General features: G+C 47.2%; 12 protein-coding genes. 3 read left to right on the forward strand and 9 right to left on the reverse strand.

Going from position 1 to position 18,967, the window contains the following annotated elements; genetic code table 11:
- Positions 1-83 precede the first annotated feature (83 nt).
- The 4 genes from ABK01_RS10670 to ligA form a co-directional block, all read right to left on the reverse strand.
- On the reverse strand, positions 84-1,775 hold the full coding sequence (locus tag ABK01_RS10670) for a thiol-activated cytolysin family protein (RefSeq protein WP_253675623.1): 1,692 nt from the start codon (positions 1,773-1,775) through the stop codon (positions 84-86).
- A 162-nt stretch (positions 1,776-1,937) separates the two neighbouring features.
- A complete protein-coding gene (locus tag ABK01_RS10675; RefSeq protein ID WP_253675624.1) occupies positions 1,938-2,942 on the reverse strand; it encodes a permease in 1,005 nt (334 codons plus the stop codon).
- Between the two features lie 11 nt (positions 2,943-2,953).
- Positions 2,954-4,144: a THUMP domain-containing class I SAM-dependent RNA methyltransferase gene (locus tag ABK01_RS10680; RefSeq protein ID WP_253675625.1), complete on the reverse strand. Its 1,191-nt coding sequence runs from the start codon at positions 4,142-4,144 to the stop codon at positions 2,954-2,956.
- Between the two features lie 234 nt (positions 4,145-4,378).
- Positions 4,379-6,304 carry an NAD-dependent DNA ligase LigA gene (ligA, locus tag ABK01_RS10685; RefSeq protein WP_253675626.1) on the reverse strand — a complete coding sequence of 642 codons (1,926 nt, stop codon included), beginning with the start codon at positions 6,302-6,304 and terminating at the stop codon, positions 4,379-4,381.
- 166 nt (positions 6,305-6,470) lie between these two features.
- Here ligA and ABK01_RS10690 point away from each other — a divergent pair, with 166 nt between their 5' ends.
- Positions 6,471-7,289, forward strand: coding sequence for a transporter substrate-binding domain-containing protein (locus tag ABK01_RS10690; protein ID WP_253675627.1), 819 nt, complete (start codon positions 6,471-6,473; stop codon positions 7,287-7,289).
- 16 nt (positions 7,290-7,305) lie between these two features.
- On the forward strand, positions 7,306-8,139 hold the full coding sequence (locus ABK01_RS10695) for a substrate-binding periplasmic protein (protein WP_253675628.1): 834 nt from the start codon (positions 7,306-7,308) through the stop codon (positions 8,137-8,139).
- Between the two features lie 13 nt (positions 8,140-8,152).
- On the opposite strand, the gene ABK01_RS10700 is transcribed toward ABK01_RS10695, so the two are convergent.
- Complete coding sequence (locus tag ABK01_RS10700) at positions 8,153-9,361, reverse strand: MFS transporter (RefSeq protein WP_253675629.1); 1,209 nt, start codon at positions 9,359-9,361, stop codon at positions 8,153-8,155.
- 291 nt (positions 9,362-9,652) lie between these two features.
- Here ABK01_RS10700 and ABK01_RS10705 point away from each other — a divergent pair, with 291 nt between their 5' ends.
- On the forward strand, positions 9,653-9,766 hold the full coding sequence (locus ABK01_RS10705) for a class II aldolase/adducin family protein (protein ID WP_253676613.1): 114 nt from the start codon (positions 9,653-9,655) through the stop codon (positions 9,764-9,766).
- A 129-nt stretch (positions 9,767-9,895) separates the two neighbouring features.
- Here ABK01_RS10705 and rpsG read toward each other — a convergent pair whose 3' ends face one another.
- The 4 genes from rpsG to rpoB form a co-directional block, all read right to left on the reverse strand.
- Positions 9,896-10,366 (reverse strand): 30S ribosomal protein S7, encoded by a 471-nt coding sequence (gene rpsG, locus ABK01_RS10710; RefSeq protein WP_044013319.1) that lies wholly within the window; start codon positions 10,364-10,366, stop codon positions 9,896-9,898.
- Between the two features lie 14 nt (positions 10,367-10,380).
- The gene (rpsL, locus tag ABK01_RS10715; RefSeq protein ID WP_016518396.1) at positions 10,381-10,755 is read right to left on the reverse strand and encodes a 30S ribosomal protein S12; all 375 of its coding nucleotides are present in this window, start codon (positions 10,753-10,755) and stop codon (positions 10,381-10,383) included.
- Positions 10,756-10,905: 150 nt separating this feature from the next.
- Positions 10,906-15,240, reverse strand: coding sequence for a DNA-directed RNA polymerase subunit beta' (gene rpoC / locus ABK01_RS10720; RefSeq protein ID WP_253675630.1), 4,335 nt, complete (start codon positions 15,238-15,240; stop codon positions 10,906-10,908).
- Positions 15,241-15,258: 18 nt separating this feature from the next.
- Positions 15,259-18,756: a DNA-directed RNA polymerase subunit beta gene (gene rpoB, locus ABK01_RS10725; protein WP_253676614.1), complete on the reverse strand. Its 3,498-nt coding sequence runs from the start codon at positions 18,754-18,756 to the stop codon at positions 15,259-15,261.
- Positions 18,757-18,967 lie beyond the last annotated feature (211 nt).

The raw sequence follows: 18,967 nt of genomic DNA on the forward strand, positions 1-18,967 counted from the left end.
GGTTCCATGCAGAAGCGAGTTTGTCCTGCAAACTCGTCGTTGAACAGCGTACACGGACGTGCGCTGTTCAACGACGGCACGACTTACGGCTCTTTTTCAACTTTAAACCGGATATCGAATAATAACGTATCTGTCGGGTTTCCCTTCCGGTAGAGTGTAAAAGATTGCAATGGGCTTGCTTTAAACTCGCTGACTGCACGGCTCTTCTGCAGTGGATTGTTCCCTTGTTTATCGCTTACAAAAATATTCTCCACGCCACTGATGTCTCCTTTTATATCGAAGGCAAGCTGAACAACAGAAGATTCGTTCGGTACAATAATAGTGTCCGTCTGCGCTTGAGGTTGTGCATCCTTCATATATGTAAATGTTAATTTTGGTTTCGTATTATTGTCGTAGTTAAAGATCGTTTTCCGCAGCTTATCTTTATCAAGCGGCTGCATACCGATAGTACCGGTAACATCTATAGTGTTATGTCCGGTGTATTTTATCTTTTCCACCGTTGCGGTTACCTTGTATCCTTTTGCAGGAATTTCCGTACGTTCGACGGTCTTGTATTTTTCGCTATATTTGATATACGCAGTCGCATTGTCATCTAAGAACCGTAATTGATACTTAATAATCTGCCCCGGATTCTTTGAGGAAAAACCTTCTTTTACAATATACTTTTGGAACTGCTTCAGATCGGTTACTGCCTCGCTGCCGCCTCCGATAATATTGATTGTAATGGTTGTTCCCTTTTCCAGCTTTTTGATTGCCAAATCAATATCGGCTTCGGCATGGTTTGTTGTTGTAACTTTAAATACCGCGTCAAGATTTGCCTTGAGCTCAGACTTCTTTTGATCGGATTCGATGGTAAGGTAGGCGATGCGTCCGTAAGAAACCGACGATACATACACCGGCATTGTGTTTCCAACCTTGTCGCGCGGTATATTGACCATAAGCGGTGCCGCTTCTTGATTCACATCGACGGTGTAAAATGTTTCGACGAATTTGATAAGACGCCGCTCCTTCTGTTCTCCATCCTTGAATTTAAAACCTGCTGCAATTTTGCTTTTAATCCCTGCTGCACCAAAACCTACTCCTATTTTAAGCTGTGCTTCAAGGCTTTTCTCATTGGTAATTTCCATCTCTTCATAGCTTAAATTGGCCGAGGCATGGTAAGTAATACTTTGACTGAGGATTCGATTGCGCAGATCTCTATATGATGCCAAATCCGGAAAAATTTCGCCTGAAGTAATTCCCGATTTTCCACCTTTATCTTTTACACCTTGCAAATCGAAAGATATTATCGCTTTCCGTTTATTGCCTTCGGTAATTTCTTGATAACTATCTTTGTCAAGATTATCACCGCGCAAGACTGACCCGGGATAAATGGAGTTCTGGGAAGGATCGAGCAAGAGCGTGTTATCAAAAGCTGCCGAAAGATCGTGTTCTACTTCTTTTTCGATGTATTTGACTACCTGCCCGTGAGCATTGAGTTGCGGTTCCGTTTCTCTAATTTGCTGTCCTTGGAAAATCAGCTCACGCAATCGCTGCGGTGAACGTGCAAGGCTTTCGGGAAGCTCAAGCCCTTTATAGGTAATTTCTCCCTGCTGGTTGTTAGGCTTATCCTGTTTGGGTGAAGAAGGGTTTGTAGGCTTTTCTTGTTTTGTTTCTTTCAGCAGCGGCTTTGTCGGTTGTTGACACCCTGCTATGCCTATTGCTGCAAGCCAGATCAACAATACAGCACGGTGTTTGATACGTGTTGTGGACTTTGCCCATTCTTGTTGTTGCATAGAAACCTCCTTGCGGTTGATGCTGCCTGTCTTATAAAGCACGCGCCGCAAAATGGCTTGAAATTCGGGGCAAAAAATGAAAATTTTTATAAAAAATATGATATCAAGGAAAATCAACAACCCCGACGCAGAGCGCCGGGGTATGAAACCCGCACGAATCAATCATAAAAATAGCCGAGCTAATACTGAAATACCGATAACATTGATTACCGTGATAATCAGCGTAAGCTCTATGACAAACCGTTTTTTAAACAAAGAAAACAGCATAAACAGGTTTTTTATATCCATCATCGGGCCGTATACTAAAAAGCCGAGGATTGAACCTAAGGAGAATCTATCTAAAAAACTGCGGGCGATAAAGGCATCGGAGGTGGAGCAGGCGGAAAATACAAAGGCGAAAAGCATCATTAGCAGAAGCGAACCTATCGCGCTGCTGCTTGTTATGCTGAACAATTCCTGCGGGACTGCTGCACGTATCATGGCGGTGATAAACGCACCGAGAATTAAAAAGGGGCCTGTGGTAAAAAATTCCGAACAGGTGTGCATCAGCAGCGTGTATGTTTTGGATTGCAGCCATTGCATCCTGCTTTCTGCAGTGGGTTTGCCGGAGTTGTCCGATTGAAGCTCATTGTGTACGTTTTGAGGAGCCGTTCTGCCTGTCGCAAGCCGAAACGCTGTGTCTACGCCGGCAAGGGTGTGTGGTTGAGCTGCCTGTTCCATATCAAAATCTTCCTTTAAGTATTTTTCTTCGGGGTAAAACAACAGTAGAAGCCCAATCGTACCTGCAACTAGCAAGCCGAAGCATAGCCGATAGACTGCTACGGACGGCTGTTGTGGGAAAGCGTACAGCGTCGAGACAATCGAAATAGGGTTGACGATGGGGGAAGCAAGCATAAAGGTAACCGCGATGGGCATTGCAATGCCTTTTTTAATCAGGCTGCGCATCAGCGGAACGGCAGCGCATTCGCAAACGGGGAACAGAGCTCCGGCAAAGAGCGCTGTTAAAAAGCCAAGTCCGTGTCTTTTAGGAAAAACCTTGATAAGAATCCGGTCGGGAACAAAAGCGTACAGCGCTGAGGATAAAAGCGCCCCCACCAGCATGAATGGCACAGCCTGCAGCACGATGCCGGTAAAAACGGTATGTATGGTAGAAAAAAAAGCCGTCATATAAAGATCTTCTACACTCCGTAATAATACAGGCAGGTGTCGAGGTTACCGCTTTTTAACGGACGCTTTTTGAGCGTAATACCTGTACGCAGGAATATATCTGCAAAAGCCGGTTTGTCAGTAATAAAACCTAAGCGCCAGTTGTCAAACTCGTGCGGAATGGACGTCATTTTTTCGTAGAGCGCGGTTGCTTCCTGTTCATCGCCGAGGCGGTCTCCGTAAGGCGGATTGGAAAGAAGCACTCCTTCGGGATACGGCGCGGCAAGTTCGCTAAAATCAGCTTGGATAAATTCGGGGCGCGGGATACGGTTATCTTTTCCAATCCGCTGCAGCGCTTTACCTGCAAGCATACAGGCACGCTCTGCATTGGCTTGCGCAAGCCGCACCGCCTCCGGATCGTTGTCGGAACCGCTCACCCGTACCAAGCAATCCGTGCGGATATTGAGCGTACCGCGCCGGCGTTCTTCTTCAATAAGCTGCCGGTCTTTTTTAGACGAATAGCAGGCAAAGGTTTCAAAGGCAAAGCTGCGGCCGATTCCGGGCGGAATATTATAGGCATACCACACCGCTTCAATCGGGATGGTACCCGACCCGCAAAAAGCGTCGTGCAGCGGCAGCTTCCGTTTCCATTGCATACACTGCAACAGAACAGCCGCCAGCGTTTCCCTCATCGGCGCGGCGCCTCCGCTTAATCGGTATCCCCGTCGGTGCAGCGGTTCTCCCGAAAGGTCAAGCAGCAGGTACACGCGGTTATGTTCTATATATATGCGTATGCTGCACTCCCTTCCCGTTTCCGGTAATACATCCATCTTCCATGCAGAACAGAGCGCGGTACATACCGCCTTATGAACAGCTCGCTGCACTGCATGTTCGGAGGCGAGTTTACTCTTAAAGGTTCTCACCTTGTCTACCGTTATCTTGGAATCTTTGGAAAAAAAACGCTGCCAATCCACCGCGGCAACGGTGTCATACAACGTATCGAAGTTATCAGCGGCAAATTCTTTTAGAACGAGATAGAGCCTGTCCGCAGTGCGGAGATAAAAGTTTGCACGCATGATGCTTACAACTTCCGGCTCCTTCAGTGTAGATGTAAAAAAAACACGCCCCGGCAATCGGTTAACCGGTTTAAAGTCTAACAGTTTTAATTCATTTGAAAGGATCGGCTCGGCGCCGACTGCGCAAAGCGCTAAAAATTCAAGCATGAAAGGACTATACTCATTTTTATCGATTTATACAATTAACTGAGAGTAAAATCCCTACGGCGCTTTTGTGGGGAAGAATACTTAATTCCTCATCGGTTTATCCGGTGAGGAATTTCTCATTCAAGCTGTGAATTAAGGGGGCGAATGCAGAAAGCAAAGAGCCGGTAAGTGAATACTTATCGGCTCTGTTTTGTGTCGACAGGGGTCGCGGGTAGTTTAGTTTTTTTGCCGACATTAAAACAGTTTTAAAAATGCCTCCTCGGTGATAATTGCAGTGCCGAGTTCCTGCGCTTTCTTGTTTTTTGACGAACCGGAATCGGGGGTATTGGTTACGAGGTACGTAAGTCCCTTCGTTACCGAAGATTTTACCGTTCCGCCTTTTGCTTGAACCATCGCTTCAGCTTCTTTCCTTTTAAGTGTGTTCAACTCTCCGGTAAAGCAAAAACTTTTTCCTGTAAGCGGCAGATTCCCTTGTTCAGCGGCGGGCGCTTGAATAACGATAAGCCCCGAGCCGGTAAGGCGCAGCATCTCTTCCTTTGCATCGCGGAGGCCGAGCGTAAGCGTATGGGCAAGGACACTGCCGAATTGATATACGGCGGCAAAATCTTCTTCCGAAGCTGCAAGCAGTTTTTCGAGGGTGTCAAAGCCCGTATCAACCAGTTTTTCTACCATCGTGCGGCCGATGCCTTCGATATCGAAACCGGCAATAAAAACCGGCAGCGGAATTTCCCGCTTGGCGTGCAGTGCGCGGTACACTTTTTCCGCCGACTTTTTTCCCATGCGTTCGAGGGCTGCGAGTTCCTCAACAGTCAGCGTATATAAATCGGAAATAGAGCGAAGGCGCTGTGCGTCAAAAAGCTGTTTGAGGAGCACCGTCCCAAAGTCCTGAATATCAAGGGTGTTGATCCATTTTTCTATCCGGTGATGAATGAGCTTAGGGCACGCCGGATTAGGGCAATACAGGCGGGTACCTTCGTCACGGAGCGCAGCGCCGCAGCTCGTACATCGGCACGGCTGTTCGATGGGCACACTTGATGCAGGATTTTCGATAAGCGCTTCTATCTTGGGGATAATCTCTCCCCGTTTGGTTACCAGCACTCTGCTGCCGATCTTGAGGTTCAGTTCCGCAATCATGTTCGGATTGCAGAGGTTTGCCCGCTTGACGGTTGTACCCGCCAGCTGTACCGGATCGATAAGCGCGATGGGGGTATAGGTAGCGCCCGATTCGCTCCACTCGACGCTGCGCAGCGCAGTGACCGCTTCTTCAAGGCTAAACTTAAAGGCGATTTGTTTTTCCGGACGCGCCCTGCTGAGGTCTGCAGTATCGATAGCATCGTTTTTGACGACAAGGCCGTCGATGTCATAAGGAATGGTACCGCGGATATCCATAATATGGGCGCGGTAGTCGATAACCTCCCTGACGCCGACGCACCGCGTAACCGGCACTTGTAAAAAGCCCTGCGTTTTAAGCCAGTTGAGCTTTTCGGTTTCCGTAGTGAAAGGCGCGGTTTCGGTAAAGGGCTTCCCGACTGTTCCCGCGGCAGCATCATAGCAAATAATTTCGAGGCGCTCGCTGCCGCTGCCGTCCTTCCGCTTCATCAACCCGTTTGCTGCATTCCGGCAATTCTTTTTATCGGGGTAAAAATTGTGCAACACCTCTTTGGTCATCAGCACTTCGCCGCGGATGCCGCCGGAAAAGGGTGATGCTCCGTTAGGAGCGGAATCTCCTTTCATCTCAAGTACGACTCCCTGCATCTTTTTAACATTCGCAGTAATATCATCGCCGATTTTGCCGTCACCCCGTGTTACCGCACGAACAAGCCGCCCTTTTTCATATTGCAGCTCCATACTGGCGCCGTCCAGTTTGTATTGTACCAGAAAATCGGAAAACGGCATTTTCTCCGCCCATTTTTGGAAACTTTCGGGATCCGCCGCCTTGTCTTGGCTCCCCATCGGGATAATATGTTCCGCTTTTGGGAAACCGTCGGCGCTGTCCTTGGGTACCGTTGCAAATAAGGCATTCCGAGGGTCAAGGCTCCGCAGTTCGTCCCACAATAAATCAAAATCCGCATCCGAAATTTCCGGTTCTGCGTTATAGTATAAGTCCTGATGCTTTTTTATCAGCGCTTCAAGCTCTTGTATCCGTGTATTATTTGTCATACCCAAAAGGATACTATGGATATAACAAAAATACAACCAAGTCCTTTTGAAAATAGCGTGTCTGATGCGTTTGCCCTGAACAATTTCCCTTTACAGGACACATAAAAAATGATACTGTTTGTGTACCTTTCCGGTAAAAATGTTGTTGAAGGTCGTAGAAACTAATATGAAAAAACGGATAACTGTATATGCGGCGCTATGTATACTGTTTATTTTATTTTCTTCATGCCACCGCAATCATAAAATTGAATATATTGAAGATCCTTCTTGGGCGAAAGTTCAGGTAAAAGCCACATTGGTCATCGGTGTTTCCGATTTTGTTCCCATCCTCTCTTTTAGAAATGAAAAGAACGAAATAGTAGGGTATGACGTCGATATAATGACGGAATTATGCCGCCGCCTCGGTATTCATCCGATCTTTTACCCGATAGATTGGACGCAAAAAGAAATTCTTTTGAATACGGGAGTAATCGATTGCATTGCAAGCGGTTTTAGCCTTACGGAAGAACGTAAGCAGCATTACCGAATGTGTGCGCCATATCTTCAAAATGCTAAAATTGTTGTAACGCTTGCAAGCAAAGGATACCAAACATTGGATCAGTTAAGAGATAGAAGGATAGCAGTTGAGGTAGGCACAGGTGGCGATGAAGCATTATCGGATATGGAGATATTGAAAGATCATGTGAGCATTCAGCAATTGATCTCCATAGATCGCCTGTATGAAGCGCTCAATGCAGGTACCTGCGATGCCATCGTATTAGACCTTATTTACTCCTGCAACACGCTCGATCAAAGCCCGAACTACAGTATTATAAATGAAGCTATTTCTACCGAATATTACACGTTCGCTTTTAGGAAAACGGACGGTTCGCTGGTCGCTAAAATCGAATCCGTTTTGGTCGAAATGAATGAAGACGGCACTATTCCGGATTTTTCCCGAAAATGGTTCGGTTCTAATTTATCAGTATTGAATGTTCGATTTTAATAACGCTGAGGTAAAAATGAAGATAAAAAGTCTTTTCGGCATATTATTAGTATTTTCACTTTTTTCTTGTACCGGCAACCGGATAGAGAATAAAGGAATAAATGATACTTCATTGGCAAGGATTATTGTCAAAAATGAGCTTGTGGTTGGCGTCGATCCGTCAATTCCACCGCTCAGTTTTTATTCCAGCACAGGAGCAATTGCCGGATTCGAAGCGGATGTAGCTCAAGCTCTTGCCGATAAGCTTGGCGTAAAGCTGCGACTTGTACCTATTATAAGCATCGCAGATAGAATCGCAGCGCTCGAAAACAGAAAAATTAATTATATTGCAAGCGGTTTTATTAATAATGAGGCAAATGCAGAACGCTTTTTACTAAGTACACCGTATTTACGAGATGCGTTAGTGGTTGTTGTACTTCAAAGTATGGACGGCACAGTGCCATTCAGTCAATTTTCCGATTTACGGAATAAGCGGATCGGCATACTATCCGATGAGGGAATGTTCGAACTTGTAATGAAGTCTCCCCTTTATATTAATAACGGTCGTCGGCCATATCGTTATTCCCGACAAGAAAGTATGCTGCTTGCATTGGATTACGATCAGCTTGATGCGGTCGTCATGAACTTGCTGACATATTACAGTAAAATTACAATAGAAAAGAAAAAACTATATCAGGTAATTGGAGATCCGATTAGCATCAATACTTACAGCTATGCATTTAGAAAAGAAGACAGAGAATTAATGGAAACAATAAACGCTTTTCTTGCCGATATGGCACGGGACGGAACCCTGCTGGCAATATCCACAAAGTGGTTCGGAGCCGATGTTTCGATGGTTGGAAAATATTAACCCCGCCGCATAATCAGCAACCATGCCGCATAATAAAAAGATAAAATACAATACCGATAGCAGGAAACACGCTGAATAATAAAAAAAGCGCCGGATACCCTAAACATTCGATAACATACCCACCAACCATACTCCCTATTACGTAGGCAATGCCGTTTGCTGCAGTAAAAAAAGTCATAGCAGTAACTGTTTTACCGTAACTGTGCACAACACAGAGCAGTACACCCAATGGGTGGAATAAACCGAAGCTCAGCGAATGCAAGAGCTGCCCTACGACCGCACCGCTGATTCCGGGAATAAAAATATAACAGCAATTCCGTATAATCACGCTTAGTAAACAGACAGCAAGGAGCCGTTCTTTGCCGAAACGCCGGATAAGTTTTCCGGAGATAATAAGCAACGGTATTTCCGCCATTGCCGACAGCGCCCATAAACCGGCAGAAGCTTCCACTTTAATATATTCTTCAACATAGAGCGAAAAAAAACGCTGGCAGGGAACCAAGCCTAAAAAGGCCAGAAAGATCAATAATAAACATTCCCAAAACAGCTTAGGGAATGCAGCAAACGCAACTTTCTCCTTTACCGATTGTCCTTCGGTAGATTCTTTTAATGTGGCTTCTTCCGTTTTCATCGGGGTTCCCGTCTCGACAAGCAAAGAAGCATATAAATCAGGTACCCACCGGAGCGTTACCACAAACATGAGTGCAACTATACTGACAGCCAAAATCATTGAAACAGGATTTTTCCCTGAAATAGAGGGATGCAGCTGTAAAAATAAATTCATACCGACAAAGCCGACAGAACCGAGCGCCCGAATTTTCCCATATTGAGCGTTATGTTGCCCCAGTGCCTTTGTTGTAAAACCGTCCAGTACCGGAACCATTCCCTGAAAACCTACAGCAAAAATACCGAGACAAAGCGCCGTAACAAAAAATGAATGAAAGCGGAGAATGGGCAGCAGTAATAGCGCAATATCGAATCCGAATATACACATTATCAACCCGTAGCGGCCGGTTTTATCAAGCTGCCGCGTAATAAAAAAAGGCGCACATACGCCTACTATTTCAATAATGCCGAGCAGAATACCGATTTGGGCAGTTGAAAAGCCGAGCGTTCTAAGCATAATCGGTAAATAGGTATTGATTATCGCATATAGTGAAAACAGCAAAAAGTACGGAACACCTCTACGCAATATCAGCGGCTGCTCCATCGATTTTTCCATAGGGTTTATACTCCTTATAACCGGATTGCGAATATGTTAGTCGTACGAATAATACAAATATGTGTATGTTTTGTCAAAATCAACACCCCCGACGCAAGCGTCGGGGGTGTTGTTCTCATAAGGTGTTTGCAGTCGGCTTTAATACCCTTTGTTACGACGCAGAGCGTCGGGGTATTAAATCCTCCGCACGAATAATAAGCGGGCGAAATTGGCAGAAAGAAATTCCGCAGTATACTATACGCTATGAATATTTTAGAGATGAAAGATCAGATGTGCGACATTTGCCATAAAATGTGGCAGCTCGGCTGGGTCGCGTCAAATAACGGAAATGTATCAGTCAAGTTAGAAAACGGAAATTTCCCGAGAAAACATAGACCGGCTCTGCCGTATGCGCGCCGACTATAACGTATGGGGCAAGCATCCCGGATATAAGCATTACCGAAAAGACGAATAAAAAAAGCCTTGAAACGTACTGTTTCAAGGCTTTCCATACTACACAGCATTACCGATGCAATCGATACCGGCAGTTGTAAACTACCAGCGGTAGTGAGCAAAGGCTTTGTTCGCTTCCGCCATACGGTGGGTATCTTCCTTCTTTTTGAAGGCGGTACCGGTATTGTTGTACGCATCGATAACCTCGGCAGCTAAACGCTCGGACATTGCATGACCGTTCCGGCTGCGGGCAGCGCCGATAATCCAGCGCATTCCGAGCGCCTCGCGGCGGGATTCGCGGATTTCGATCGGTACCTGATAGGTGGCGCCTCCAACGCGGCGTGATTTTACCTCGACAAGCGGCTTAACATTTTCAAGCGCTTTGGTAAATACGGTAAGCGGATCTTCGCCTGTCTTTGATTTAATTACATCAAAGCTGTCGTACAAAATAGCTGTCGTAACGGATTTTTTTCCGTCAAGCATCATGCGGGCAATAAACTTTGAAAGCACAACGCTGTTGTAGCGTGCATCCGGCGCAATCGGTCTATTGATAGTCTTCTTTTTCCGTCCCATAATAAACCTCTCCTTTACGCCTTAGGCTTCTTTGCGCCGTACTTTGAACGGCCGCGCTTACGATCGGCAACACCGAGCGTATCCTTTGTTCCACGAATGATATGATAGCGCACACCCGGTAAATCCTTAACACGGCCGCCGCGAATTAACACGACGGAGTGTTCCTGTAAGTTATGTCCGATACCCGGAATATAGGCAGTTACTTCGATACCGTTGCTCAAGCGCACACGGGCAACCTTCCGCAATGCGGAATTCGGTTTTTTCGGCGTAACCGTCATTACACGGGTGCATACACCGCGTTTCTGCGGGCATGACTGCAATGCAGGACTCTTGGTTCGCGAGACGACCGCTTTTCGACCCTGCTTTATCAATTGATTAATCGTAGGCATTTGCCCTAACTCCTTATATCTCTCCGCCAGCACTACGGATTAAGCTATAATCGGAATCGTTACAAATTCCTGTTCATAACGATCCCAAAGTATATACACTTATAATCTGAACATACAGACGCACTATTCTAGTGTACTATATACAGTCTGTCAATCCTCAAAATCTCCTGTAGGTTCGTCAAGAGAAGTTTCATCATAAGAAGTTTCGGCGGACTCCGTATTCTCGTAGCCGAGCTCGTCATCCGTATCAAAGTCTTCTTCATCCATCTCCGCTTGAGCTTCGGCAGCTTCCGCTTCTTCCAATTCGCGTCTGCGCCGTTCGAGTATTTCGTTGACCTGCTCATCCAAGTCGCTCATATTCTTATCGAAGAGCTTGACCGAACGATACTGCGGCATACCGGTACCGGCAGGAATAAGATGCCCGATAATAACGTTTTCCTTTAAGCCGCGCAGCTCGTCGGTTTTTCCGGCAATAGCGGCGTTCGTCAAGACCTTCGTCGTTTCTTGGAACGAAGCCGCCGAAATAAACGAATCGATATTCAATGCAGCCTTGGTGATACCTTGGAACATCGGACGAGCGACAGCAGGTTGACCGCCTTCCGCAGTAACGCGCTTGTTCTCCGCATGGAACTGATACTTGTCAACCTGCTGACCGTAGATAAAGCGGGTATCGCCGACAGACATAACCTCAATTTTCCGCAGCATCTGGCGAACGATAACACCAATATGCTTATCGTTGATGGAAACGCCCTGCATCCGATAGACATCACGGATTTCATTCATCAAATAATTCTGAAGCGCATTTTCACCCAAAATTGCAAGAATATCATGCGGATCGAGGTTACCGTCGCACAGCCGTTCACCTGCTTCAACCGTATCGCCGTCTCGGACAAGCAATCGCTTGGACATCGGAACCAAGTGTTTATAATCCTTGCCGTAATGATCCTTCACGATAACAATCCGCTTACCTTTCAGCAAGCCTTTAAACGAAACGGTACCGGCGACCTGAGCAAGTACAGCAGGAGCTTTCGGACGGCGAGCTTCAAACAGTTCCGAAACACGGGGAAGACCACCGGTAATATCCTGCGTTCTCGCAGCAGCTTTTGCAAGTTTTGCGATAACAGTACCGGCCTTAATCTGCGTATCCTCTTCTACCATCAGCTGAGCGCCGTCCGGCAGGTAATAAAAGCCGAGTGCATTACCGGATTCATCCGAGATAAAGACACGGGGCTGCAAGGTCATATCCGATTTCAGTTCGGAAATATGGCGCTCAACCACGCCGGTTTCATCGTTCACATCTTCTTCGAGGGTTGAACCGGGGATAATATCCTCAAACCGGACAAACCCATCTTGCTCCGCAAGGATCGGTTCATTATACGGATCGAAGGTTGCAATAACCGAGCTGGCCGGTACGTAATCACCTTTTTTGACAACAACCGTCGAACCGTTTCTGATTTCGGTTTTTTGTTCGGAAGCCGTCAAATACAGTGTCGAACCGTTCAAATAGGCAAAAGCGCTCATCGGACTCTTCACAACCGTACCATCCGCAGCGGTATACAGCACATCGTCACGCAGAACACGAACGCCCGTTTCCACCGCAACGGAATCCCCTGCCGCAAGCCTATACTCCTCAAGAACTTTTTCAAACAGAAGCGTGCCGCGGCGGGTAAACAGCAGATTACCGTCATCAAGTGAGATTGATGTACCCAAAATATCTTTGATGATGACGGGGTATTTAAAGGTGATATGATTCTCTTCGGTTGTGCTGCTTGCCGTACCTCCGACGTGGAAGGTACGCATCGTCAACTGAGTACCCGGCTGACCGATGGACTGTGCCGCAATAATACCGACCGCTTCACCGATTTCAACAATCTTATTGCGGGCAAGGTTGCGGCCGTAGCACTTCACGCAGACGCCGTGTTTGGACTCGCAGGTTAATACCGTGCGGAGCTTAACGGTCTGTACGCCCGCCTCTTCAATCTTCGCTGCAATCTCATCGGTGATATATTCGTTTACATCGATTAAGAGTTCATGCGAAATCGGGTGCTCTACCCGCTCGAGCGTATACTTACCGACAATCCGTTCGCTTAAAGATTCAATAACCTCATCTCCGGATTTTACCGCCGAGTATTCAATACCGTTGATGGTGCCACAGTCTTCTTCATTGACAACAACATCCTGCGCAATATCGACCAGACGGCGCGTCAGATAACCGGCGTCTGCAGTCTTCAACGCGGTATCGGCAAGACCCTTGCGAGCTCCGTTCGTAGAAATAAAGAATTCAATAACATTCAAACCTTCTTTGAAGTTTGAACGGATGGGCAATTCGATAATATCGCCGCTCGGTTTAGCCATAAGACCTCGCATACCGGCAAGCTGACGTATCTGGTTTCGGCTTCCTCGCGCACCGGAGGTAGCCATCATATAAATCGTGTTAAAGCCGTCCTGATCTTTCGCGAGCGTATCCATCATTATCGTGGTCAACTCTTCGTTTGTCTTTGACCACACCTCGACGACCCTGTTATACCGCTCTTCCTGCGTGATATGGCCGCCACGGTACTGATTATATATAGAAAGAACTTCGTTGTTTGCTTTTTCGAGCATAGTCGATTTTTCCTGAGGGATAATGATATCGTCCATACTCAGTGTTGCGCCGAAGAAAGTCGCATAGTAATAACCGACGGATTTAAGCTTATCCAGCATCTGAACGGTAATCCATGTTCCTTTTGTGCGGTACACAGTTTCGATCAGCTTGCGGATTTGCTTATCATCCAAAGCGGTATTGACAAACGGAACGCCTTCGGGCATCTCTTCATTAAAAACGATCCGTCCGGGTGTTGTTTCCACTTCTTCGCCGCGATAGTTAATCTTGATAAGTTCCTGCCAACCGATAGAACCTGCCTCTGCGGCCATCATAACCTCGGAAACCGAAGAATACCGGCGGATATGCTGTCCTTCCTTTAACGAACGCTGCTTGGTTAGATAGTACAACCCGAGAACCATATCCTGCGACGGATATACGATTGTCTTTCCGTTTGCAGGGTCGAGTAAGTTTCTGCTCGAAAGCATCAGCGTCCAACATTCCATCTGCGCCGCTTGCGTAAGCGGTACGTGGATAGCCATCTGGTCGCCGTCAAAGTCCGCATTGAACGGTTTACAAACAAGCGGATGCAACTTGATGGCTTTACCTTCGACAAGAACCGGCTCAAAAGCCTGAATACCAAGACGGTGCAGCGTCGGCGCACGGTTCAGCATAACGGGATGCTCGCTGATGACCTCGTCGAGAACGGCAAAAACCGGAGCGGCCTCCTGCTCAACCATGATTTTCGCTTTCTTGATATTGGAAACAATTTCTTTTTGAACGAGCTTTTTCATAATGAACGGTTTAAAAAGCTCCATTGCCATCTTGGTAGGCAAGCCGCACTGCCACAGTTTCAGTTCAGGACCGACAACGATAACCGAACGTCCCGAATAGTCAACGCGCTTACCAAGCAGGTTCTGACGGAAGCGTCCTTGCTTGCCTTTGAGCATATCGGAGATGGATTTAAGCGGGCGATTTGAAGAACCCTTAATAACGCGCTTCCGCTTCGAATTGTCGAACAGAGCATCCACCGCTTCTTGCAGCATCCGCTTTTCGTTGCGGATAATGATATCGGGCGCTTTAAGGCTCATCAAACGGGTCAAACGGCTATTCCGGTGAATAACGCGGCGATATAAATCGTTTAAATCCGAAGTCGCAAAGCGTCCGCCGTCCAACTGCACCATCGGGCGCAAATCGGGCGGAATAACCGGAATAACGTCGAGGATCATCCATTCGGGCTTATTGTTTGACGTTCTAAAATGTTCGACAATCTCGATACGCTTTAAAAGCCGCTTATCGCTTTTTGCGCCCTTTTCGATCATCTTCATTCTGAGCTGAGCGGCAAGCTCATCCAGATTTAAGTTACTTAACAAGGTTTTAACAGCTTCCGCACCCATATTTGCAGTAAAGGCTCCGCCGTACCGCTCCTGAGCATCGCGGTATTCATCTTCGCTCAACAGCTGATTTTTCTTTAAATCGGTTCCACCCGGCTCAATAACAATGTACTTTTCGTAGTACAGTACCGAACGGAGCGCCGCAACCGGCAAGTCCAGCAAAAGTCCCATCCGGCTCGGTACCGAGCGATAGTACCAGATATGAGAAACGGGAGCCGCTAATTCGATATGTCCCATACGCTCGCGGCGTACCTTAAAGTGAGTAACTTCGACACCGCAACGGTCGCAAATAACACCCTTGTAGCGGATTGATTTAAACTTACCGCAATAGCATTCCCACTCTTTTGTAGTTCCGAAAATACGCTCGCAGAAAAGCCCGTCCCGCTCCGGCCGCAGGGTACGGTAGTTAATCGTTTCGGGTTTCTTCACTTCGCCGTACGACCACGCACGGATCGCTTCGGGCGAAGCTAATTTAATCATAATATTGTCGAAATCTTGTATATCTCTCATAGCCCATCCTTATCTCAATTAAAACTTGGAGCTGTTTTCGGTAATCAATTCTTCATCACGCTCAGTCAGCGGGATTTGCTTTCCTTTTTCATCGTAAATCGTGAAGTCCAGCGCCAAACCGCGCAATTCCTGTACCAATACGTTAAACGATTCGGGGATTCCGGCAGCGGTCGCAGCCTGTCCCTTTACGATGGATTCATATATTTTGGAACGTCCGTGCATATCGTCCGACTTAATAGTTAAAAGCTCCTGCAGCGTATTAGCTGCACCGTAAGCTTCGAGCGCCCACACTTCCATTTCTCCCAAGCGCTGACCGCCGAACTGGGCCTTACCGCCGAGCGGCTGCTGAGTTACCAGAGAATACGGACCGGTTGAACGGGCGTGCATCTTATCGTCAACAAGGTGCGCCAGCTTCATAAAGTAGATAACCCCGACAAATACGTCGTTTTGGAAGGGCATACCGGTTCGTCCGTCGCGCAGCTTCACCTTTGAGTTGGCGGGGATACCCGCTTCCACCAGTTTCTTTTCGATTTGCTCATTGGTCGGCGACTGGAATACGGGCGCTTCGTACCATTCGTCAAGGCGCAAGCCCGCGAGTCCGAGTTCCGACTCCAAAATCTGACCGATATTCATACGAGACGGAACGCCGAGTGGATTCAAGCAGATATCGAGCGGTGTACCGTCTTCCATATACGGCATATCTTCTTCCGGTAAAATGCGGGCAACAATACCCTTGTTTCCGTGGCGGCCTGCCATTTTATCGCCCTCGCGCAACTTGCGTTTTGTCGCGATGAGAACCTTGATAAATTCGTCAACACCCGGATTAAGATCATCACCCTGTGAGCGCTTCAATCGCTGTACATCGATAACTGTGCCTTCAACGCCGTGCGGTACGCGCAGCGATGAATCGCGAACATCCTTTGCCTTCTCACCGAATATTGAGTTGAGCAGCTTAAATTCCGGCGTTGTTTCCGACTCGTTTTTAGGCGTAATCTTTCCGATTAATATATCGCCGGAGCGGACTTGAGCGCCGATGCGGATAATACCTTCCGCATCGAGGTTGTCGAGGCTTTTTTCCGACTTATTTGGAATATCGCCGGTAATCCGCTCCGCACCGAGCTTGGTTTCGCGGACTTCCGTCGTAAATTCTTTAATATGCACCGACGTGAACATATCTTCTTTCAGTACGCGGCGAGAAATCAAAATAGCGTCTTCGTAGTTATACCCGTTCCACGGCACAAAGCCGACCAGAATATTGCGACCGAGCGCAAGTTCTCCCTGATAGGTTGCGGGGCCGTCGGCAATGACATCACCGACCTCTACGTGCTGCCCGACGGAAACAATCGGCCGCTGATGGTAACACGTATCCTGATTGGTGCGCTGATATTTCAGCAGCGTATAGTCGCGAATCTTCTCTTCCGTTCCTTCCGGTGCGTCCGATTCGATGGAAATCTTCTCGGAGGAAACAAACGTAACCGTACCGCTCCGCTTTGCTTTGATTAACACGCCCGAATCATAGGCGCACTTGCCTTCCATACCGGTACCGACCCGTGGAGGCTCGGGAAATACGAGCGGCACACCCTGCCGCTGCATGTTGGAACCCATGAGCGCACGGTTCGCGTCGTCGTGCTCAAGGAAGGGAATAAGCGAAGCGGACACGGAAATAATCTGCTTGGGCGACACGTCCATGTACTGCACTTCTTTTGAGCTGCGCGTGGTGTAGTCCCCCTGATGACGACACGCAATTTGCTCCGCCGTAATCGTACCGTCGCTCTGCACTGCGGTGGATACCTGCGCAATGTAATATTTATCCTCGTCCATCGCCGAAAGGTATTCAACCTCGCGAGTTGCAACGCCATTCACGACCTTTACATACGGCGCTTCCAAAAAGCCGTAATCGTTAACATGCGCATAGCTCGCCATCGACACGATAAGACCGATATTCGGACCTTCCGGCGTTTCAATCGGGCACATCCGACCGTAATGAGTGTAGTGAACGTCGCGGACTTCAAAACCGGCACGGTCACGGGAAAGACCGCCGGGACCTAATGCGTTTAGACGGCGCTTATGGGTAAGCTCCGCGAGTGGATTGACCTGATCCATAAACTGCGAAAGCTGACTTGCCCCGAAAAATTCTTTGATGGTTGCGACAATAGGCTTTATGGAAATAAGCTCTTGCGGCTTAATCGTTTCAATTTCTTTTGAACCCATCCGCTCGCGCGCAATCCGCTCCATACGGAGAAACGCGGTTTTGAGCGTATTGGTCATCAGCTCGCCGACTGAGCGAACACGTCTGTTTCCGAGATGGTCAATATCATCGATTGAAGCATCTCCAATGTAAACCTGAATAAGGTATTTCATCGTATTTACGATATCGTCGAGGATAAGCGTACATTCTTCAACGGGATGCTCGTAATCAAATTTTTTATTGAGTTTATACCGCCCAACACGTCCGAGATCATACCGGCGGGGAGAGAAAAACATCGAAGTTAAATCTTTTTCGGCAGCCTCTACCGTCATCGGATCACCGGGCTTTAAAGCGGCGTAAACGACAGACAGCGCCTCTTCCTTTGTAGGCTCTTGCCCCTTTGCAGCATCGGCAAAGCGGATTTCCTCCCGTTCAAAACAGTTGATAATTACAGGAGAATCAAGACTGCCCTCTTTTTTAAAATCGATAACGGTAATTTCAGTAATATGATTTTGCTGCAATTCATCAACAACGTGCGGATGAATCTTTTCACCGGCTTGATAGAGCGTCCGTTCCCCGGATTCATCTGCTACGGTTATCCGCTTGGCAAACACACGGCCTACCAGTTTATCGTATTCCGCTGTTCCTTCGGCAACCGGTAAGACTTCGGTTTTATAAAAAAAGTCGATAATCTGTTCACGGCTTTCATAGCCCAACGCCCGCAAAAACAGGGTTCCTAAGATACGCTTTTTCTTATCGAGCTTTGCATAAATCAGATCTTTTTTCTGATCGATTTCAAATTCAAGCCAGCTGCCACGATAGGGAATAATACGGCTTGAATAAACACCTTTGTCGTGAGAAAAGATAACGCCCGGGGAGCGGTGTATTTGAGATACGACAACACGCTCGGCACCGTTGATGATAAAGGTACCCCGCTCAGTCATCAAGGGAATATCGCCCATATAGATACTCTTACGGCGGATTTCACCGGTTTGATTAAATACCAAGTCTATCTGAGCCTTTAACGGGATAGCATAAGTCAACCCCTTCTGCTTGCACTCATATTCGCTGAATTTAATGTCATTTTCATCAAGTGTATATGATTGATATTCCAGCGTCATATCGCCGTTTGGGCTTTCGATTGGGAAGGTCGTCCGAAACACATCCTCCAAACCGACTTCCTCCGAAGTATTTCCGCTCCGGTGTGTTCCGCGGCATAAAAATTTTTCATAAGATGCGAGCTGAATATCAATTAAATTAGGCAGCTCCATAAAATTTTGGATATTTTTTCCGATATATTGGCGATTAACCGTTTTCCGCACAGGCATCCCGTCTTCCCCCTTCTCTCGCCCAAGCAGCTTCGCGTCTCTATAAAAACTTAAAATAAGCACGCCATACTGCACAGCATATAATTTATCTTACAATCTACCCATTTTTTAAACAGATTTTTTTAATAGTTCGTTATTTTTATTACCGTATTTTTTACCTGTTTAAACTACAAAAGCCTCCCCTATTGACGAGGAAGCTCCACATAGCGTT

Origin of the sequence: Treponema sp. OMZ 305 (assembly GCF_024181325.1) — a bacterium.
In the GTDB taxonomy this organism is placed as follows: domain Bacteria; phylum Spirochaetota; class Spirochaetia; order Treponematales; family Treponemataceae; genus Treponema.